The organism is Pedobacter psychrotolerans (genome assembly GCF_004340665.1).
GTDB classification, from domain to species: Bacteria; Bacteroidota; Bacteroidia; order Sphingobacteriales; family Sphingobacteriaceae; genus Pedobacter; species Pedobacter psychrotolerans.
This window is the reverse complement of sequence record NZ_SLWO01000014.1, coordinates 1-7,139: the sequence shown is the minus strand read 5'-3', so window position 1 is coordinate 7,139 and position 7,139 is coordinate 1. Positions and strand designations below refer to the sequence as shown.

Below are 7,139 nucleotides of genomic sequence, written 5' to 3'. Positions count from 1 at the left end.
TCATAATAAGCCAGAACCTCACGAATCAAAACACCCATTGACCAACCATCACTGATGATATGGTGCATCGTATAGGTGAAAATCCATTCATGATCCCCAACATGGTAAACACTCGCACGAAGCAAAGGCCCCGACGATAAATCAAACGAACGATGGAAATCACTGACAATCAAAGCTTCTAATGACGATTGGTCAGTACCATACAGTTCATGGTAGCTAAAAGAAAAACCAATGGCCTCCGGAGTTAGGATGTACTGACGGATCTCCCCTGATGCATCCTCACGGAAAACCGTACGCAGGATCTCATGACGCGAGATCAGATCATGAAAAGATAACTCCAGACAATGAGAATCAAAGTCACCTTCAAACACATAAGCCCCAGGCATATTATAGGCTATATTGCCATCCTCAAACTGGCTCAGTACCCAAAGCCGGCGCTGTGAAGAGGACAATTCATAGTCCAAAGCATCAGGTATTTTAGATATTATAATTTTATTAGAATTATTGTTTAGGCTACTCAGATAGTCTATTATCAGAACTTTGTTATTTCTGATCCCTTCCAAAAGTTCTTCAGGCAATGCCTTCCCGTTAAACTTCACCTTTAGATCACTGTTATCCAATGAAATATGTATATTATTTTGCTTTAATTTCTTTAATAACGTTGTAATTATTTCCATAGAAATATTATTTACCAATACAGGAGTTAGGATTGCTATAAGTAACTAGACTTAAACTATATTGAAATGACTTAAATCACAGCAGAATACAATGATTACTGAATAAAAATCTCATTAGATATTTATTTCATTGTCCATTTCAACTTCATTTTTCAACCAGGTAACTTCATCAATAAACGAAGCCACTGATTTGATATCAGACTTTTGAAAAAAATCTTTCACAGTAAGACTTAGGTTAAAATTATTGTTAATTCTTTTCAATAATATCATTGCTCTCAAAGAGTCGCCACCTAATTCAAAAAAATTGTCTTCAATACCTATTTCTTTAATACAAAAAAAATCTTCAAAAATAACTTTCACCTTTATTTCTGTATCCGTTACAGCTGCTACAAAATTTGAAGATAAATCTGGTCTTTCGACTTTATAACTCTCATACAAATCTCTATTTATGTCTTCCTTTTCTATGGAAGGTTCATCATCTGTAGTTATAGCCACAGGATAATGAAGAAATGGATCGACCTCAGTTGGAAATACAAAAGGTTCAAAACAATAAGTAGGCAACGAGATTTTTTTCCTTTTTTCAAGCTGATAATATGCTTTCCAATTTACATCAATTGATTGTGTCCATAACTGACCAAACCTTTCGAGTAAATGCTGCAGATCATTAATGTCTTCTTTAGGATGACGAACGAGATTAAAAGGTTTATAATATACGTCATCCATTTTTCTCTGTCTTAAAAGAGTTGATAGAGAGTTACTGCTGCCAATTTCAATAAACAAGGATCTTTTGTCGTAAGAAGATATAGATCTAATTCCTTTTGAAAACTGAACCGTTTCTCTCATATGTTTTACCCAATATTCGGGAGAAAGACATTCTTCATCAGTTATAAAAGCACCAGTAAGGCAAGATACAAAGGGGATCCTCGGAGGATTTAATCTGATATCTGAAAAAGCATCTTTAAAAGGGCCGAGAATAGGGTTCATCATCTCAGAATGACCCGCACAATTAGCATGTAATTTAATCCAGGAAACACTATCTTTATCCAATTCTTTTGTCAATAACTCAATAGATTGGGTGGATCCAGAAAAGACAATCTGATCGTCGCCATTTACAGCAGCCAAGCACACTCCATTTAGATACTTTTTTGCAGACTCTTCATCGATTATGGCACTAATCATTCTACCCTCTGGCAAACTATCTATTAACTCGCCTCGTTTAATGACAAGTTTCATTGCATCCTCAAAAGTAAATACACCACTTATACAAGCAGCTACGTATTCCCCTATGCTATGCCCAATCATATATTTCGGAACAAAACCATAGGTGATCATCATACGTGTCAAGGCGTACTCGAATAAAAAAACTACCGGCTGCGTATGGAGCATCTTGTTTATGGTAAAATCATCATCTTTTTTTGGGTAAAAAATTTCAAAATAATTAAAGTTTGTTAAAGTCTTCAATAAATCAAATCCTCTGTTCATCTCTTGCATAAAAACTGGGTCAGCTAAATAAAGATCTCTGCCCATATTCACATATTGGGAACCAGCTCCGGGAAACATAAAAACTAAAGGTCTATTGGTATTCATATTCTTTACAATCTTTTCATCCAACTCTGCCTGAGCCAGTGTTTCCAAAAGTCCTTGAAGATCTTTATATACGAATGCTCTTCTATAAAGAAAGTTTTTTCGCCCGGTCTGAAGTGTATAAGACATGTCCTCCAAATTTGTATTTGGATTCTCTATTAAAAACAGTCTCAATTTATCAATATAGCGTTTTACTGAATTCTTTGTTTTTCCGGAAATATTTAATAGTAAATATTCTTTTCTGGAACTATCCTCCTCTATATCGCATGCTTCTTCCAAAATAACATGAGCATTTGTTCCCCCGATACCTAAAGAATTAACACCAGCGTAACGCGTACTTCCATCCTCAATTTTCCACTCTTTTAAATGATTATTTACATAAAATGGACCCCCATTGAAATCAATTTCAGAATTTGGTCGCTTAAAATGAAGAGTTGCCGGAATCTGCTTATTTTTCAGACATAATGCTGCTTTGATTAATCCCGCCACGCCAGCAACCACGTCCAAATGCCCCATATTAGATTTCACAGACCCAACGGCACAAAACTTCTTTTCTCCTCCTACTCCAAAAGCTTTATTAAGTGCCAAAATTTCGATTGGATCCCCTAATTTGGTAGCGGTTCCATGTGCCTCTATATAGCCAATATCATGTGCGTCAATATGCGCCAACCTTTGAGCTGATGATATACATTCTATTTGGCCCTGAACACTTGGAGCAGTATAGCTGGATTTCTGGCTACCATCATTGTTTACTGCTGAACTTTTTATGATTGCGTATATATTATCCCCATCGTTCATTGCATCGGCTAATCGTTTAAGTACAACGACTCCTACACCTTCTCCAAACACAGTACCGGAAGCTGCATTATCAAAACTTCTGCAATAACCATCTTTTGAAGCCACCATTCCGTCCTTATGAATAAAACCTTTTTTCTTTAGCGTATTTATTGTGGCTCCTCCCGCTAATGCTATTTTGCATTCCTTCATCAATAGGCTTCGGCAAGCAAGATGCACAGCAACTAAAGATGTTGAACAAGCCGTATCAATAAAGTACGATGGACCTCTAAGATTAAGTTTATAAGAAACTAGAGAGCTTATAAATTGATTCGTTGATATTTGATTTAGAAAAAATGAATCAACACTTGTCTCATTTGCGTTACCGGAAGTGTATAATCTCCAGTTATCATTTAAAGAGGCTCCGGCAAAAAGACCAATAACATTTTCTTCAATTGAAGATGAATATCCAGCATCTTCCAAGGCGGCCCAGCAATATTCATGAAATAGCCTGATTTGCGGATCCATTAATGCTGCTTCTTCTGGCGTGTATCCAAAAAAACCGTAATCAAATCTATTCTTGTTTTCAACTTCTCCAAATGTTTTTACATATGTATTATTTTCCAGAATACTTTTAGGCACACCTGAGTTGATAAGTTCTTCGTCGGAATATTTTGTTATCAGATCTTCTCCATTTATGAGATTCTGCCAAAACTTCCTGTAGTCTACACTTTTGGGAAAACAGCTGGAAATACCAATAATAGCTATTTCTAACCCCCCATATTTTTTCTCTGATTTCATTTTAATTGAATTTATTTAAGTTCTCTAAAAGCTCATCTCGATCGACATTTTCACGGTATTCATCTACCGTTTGACTCGTCAAGAAATCACTCAGGCTCTTAATTGTTGAATATTGAAATAGCAATGCAATATTTATTTCCACTCCTAAAAGATTATTGATCAGTTTAGATAGTCTGATTACCTTAATTGAATTCCCTCCTATTTCAAAAAAATTATCATCTATCCCAACTTGATCTTTTCCTAACAGTCCTTTCCATAGTGTCACCATTTGTTCGTCTATTTCGTTACGGGATGGCGTATAATCCTCAACATTATGTCTTAACTCTTTTAAACTAGCCAATTCCTTTTTATTTACTTTTCCGTTGACACTAAGTGGTAACTGTGCCATGATGAAAAAATTAGATGGTATCATAAAACCAGGCAATACCTTCATTAGGTTTGATTTTAGAACAGAAATATCCAAACTTTTTTTTCCTGCTATGTAAGCTATCAAAATACGGTCTCCTGCCTCATCTTCTTTAGCTAATACTGCTACCGCAGAAACATCAGAATTCTTTAGAATAACACTCTCAATTTCTCTCAGCTCAATCCGATAGCCACGGATTTTTACCTGTTCATCTCTTCTTCCTATAAATTCAAGGTTGCCATCTTGAAGCCATCGGCCTAAGTCTCCTGTCCTGTAAAGACGTTCTGTAGGATTATATGGGTTGATTATAAATTTTTCTTCGGTTAATTCGGGTCTATTTAGGTAACCTCTCGCCAGTCCTCTTCCACTGATACATATCTCACCCGCCACGCCAATTGATACCAGTCTTAAAGAATTATCCAAAACATAAATTTGAGTGTTGGCTATTGGCGTTCCAATCGGTACTCCTTTATTACCGAACGAAGCAGATTTCTCTTTTTTAAAGACTGTTGCACAAATACTAGTTTCAGTAGGTCCATAGCCATTATAATAGATGCCATAATTTGTGAATGCAGTTGCAGCGTCTTCATTAGCCTCTTCGCCAGCTGTTACCAGTTTTTTCATTGTGCTTATTTCATCAATTTGCATCAATTTCAAATATGCGGGCGGGATGGTTGCAATATCAATCTTCTGTTCTTTTATATAATTTGTTAATAGTACTGGATCCTTCCTCTTTTCCTCATTAATTATATGTAATATTCCACCTGACGTGATGATTGTAAATATTTCTGAAACAGATGCATCAAATGACAGTGATGCAAATAACAATCCCCTTTCATTTTCTTTAATTTCAAAAATTTCACGTTGAGAATTTATTGTATTGGCAATACCTCCATGTTCAATCATTACCCCTTTTGGAGTACCGGTAGTCCCTGAGGTATAAATCACATAAGCCAGGTCCGATGAACCATTGACCTTTACCAGATTATCTTCACTATAATCACTTAGCAACGGTTCCAGCCGGGACAGCTCATGCTCATCAAGTAAAACACGGATTCCACTGTCCTTCTCCATATAACTGATCCGCTCCTGAGGATACTCAGGATCAATTGGCACATAGGCCCCGCCTGACTTTAAGATCCCCAGCAATGCAATCACCAGTAACTCGCTTCGATGTAATTTAACCCCCACCAGCTCATCGGGCCGGATGCCACCTGTTGTTCGCAGATAAGCCCCCAACTGATTCGAACGCCTATTCAACTCACCATAGGTCAGCTCATGCTCTTCAAATACCAGAGCCACCGCTTCAGGAGTCAATGCCACCTGAGCCTCAAACAAATCTACAATCGTCTGGTCATGAGCATATCCAACTTCGGTCGCATTGAACTCATTCAGCAGCTGATTCCGCTCTGCTCCACTCAGATACTCCAGATCACTCAAACGCATGTCGGGCCCAAGAACCACCTGTTCAATCAGATGAATCAGGTGCTGCTGCAAGCGGTCAATCTGTGCCTGTCCATAAACCCCTTCGTTATAACTCAGATGAAAACTCAGCCTATCCCCCGGAATAATCATTATCGCAAAATCATAATTCGTCTGTCCAATAACTTCCGAAGATTCCAGTGACAACTCCAAACTTTGCTGCTTGTTATTCAGATCCTTTGCTATCTGCTGTTGAACAGGGTAGTTCTCATAAACCAGGATATGGTCAAACAATTCCCCGTTGAATGAACCTGCCGATTGGATATCAGCCAGCTGCGTATAGTGATGATCACTCCCTGAGATAAAATTCTTTTGTACTTCCTTCAGCAAATCACGGACAGTCATCCAATCTCCTGTACGGATACGTACCGGCACTGTATTGATAAACAGACCCACTATCTCCTCTACTCCTTGCAATTCACCCGGACGGCCTGATACTACAGAACCAAAAACCACATCATTGTTGTCAGTATAACGGCTCAGCAAAATACCCCATACCGTCTGGATCAAAGTATATTCCGTTATCCCCAGCTGTCCGCACAATTCACCTAAAGAAGCTCTTAAGGATTCCTCCAAGTCAAACTCATTCCGCCGGATACTACCCCGCGGCCCTAAACCTAAGCGCTCTTTTGGCAGACTGCTCTTTGTGGTATAACCCGACAAATATTCTCCCCAGTAAGCAAGGGATGCTTTTTTATCTACTTTGTTTAACCACTTGATATAATCTGAATAAGGATAATGCTGGGTCAATACTGCAGCCCGGCCCGCCAGTAAACTATCATAAAACTGGAAAAACTCTTTGATCAGTATACCCACACACCAGCCATCCATCAAAATATGGTAATGACTCCAGGTGAATGCATAATGATCTTCTCCAAGCTCCAGTACCGATAACCGCATTTGTGAACCCTTATGCAGATCAAACCCTGCATTGCGATCTGAAACACGATAGTCTGTCAATGAAAAGGACCGGTCCAAAATCTGCTCATAGCTGAACGAAGATGGAACCTCCTTTAAAACCACCTGGAGCAATGACTCTCCAAGATCCTGCGTGAAAAAAGTACGTAAAACCGCATGACGTGAAATCAGTAACTCATAACTCTGTTCCAGCAATCCGATATCCAGCTTGCCACGCACTTCATAACTCATCTGCTCAAAATAAACTGAAGAATCTGATGAACTTAACCAGTGGTAATACAATCCTTCCTGTAACGGACTCAGCGGATAAACATCTTCCAGATTACCTTCCCTGTTCAATTCCTCTACCTGAGCTATGCTAAGTCCCTGGTAAGTCAGATCAACAGGACTAAGATAATCCTCTGTTGCTGATGACACCGTTAAGATCAGCTCCTCAAGGATAGACTGATAACAAGATAAAACAGATCCGATCGTCTCCTGCTCGTATTCTGAATCAC

General features: G+C 38.4%; 3 protein-coding genes. All 3 read right to left on the bottom strand.

Annotation, left to right across the window (positions count from 1 at the left end; translation table 11 throughout):
* Positions 1 to 677, bottom strand: a 677-nt coding sequence (locus EV200_RS21560; protein ID WP_208864596.1) for a condensation domain-containing protein, incomplete at its 3' end; no start/stop codon positions are given.
* Between the two features lie 114 nt (positions 678 to 791).
* On the bottom strand, positions 792 to 3,836 hold the full coding sequence (locus EV200_RS21555) for a type I polyketide synthase (RefSeq protein WP_132536532.1): 3,045 nt from the start codon (positions 3,834 to 3,836) through the stop codon (positions 792 to 794).
* A gap of 1 nt (position 3,837) precedes the next feature.
* On the bottom strand, positions 3,838 to 7,139 hold a 3,302-nt coding region (locus EV200_RS21550; RefSeq protein WP_132536530.1), incomplete at its 5' end, for a non-ribosomal peptide synthetase.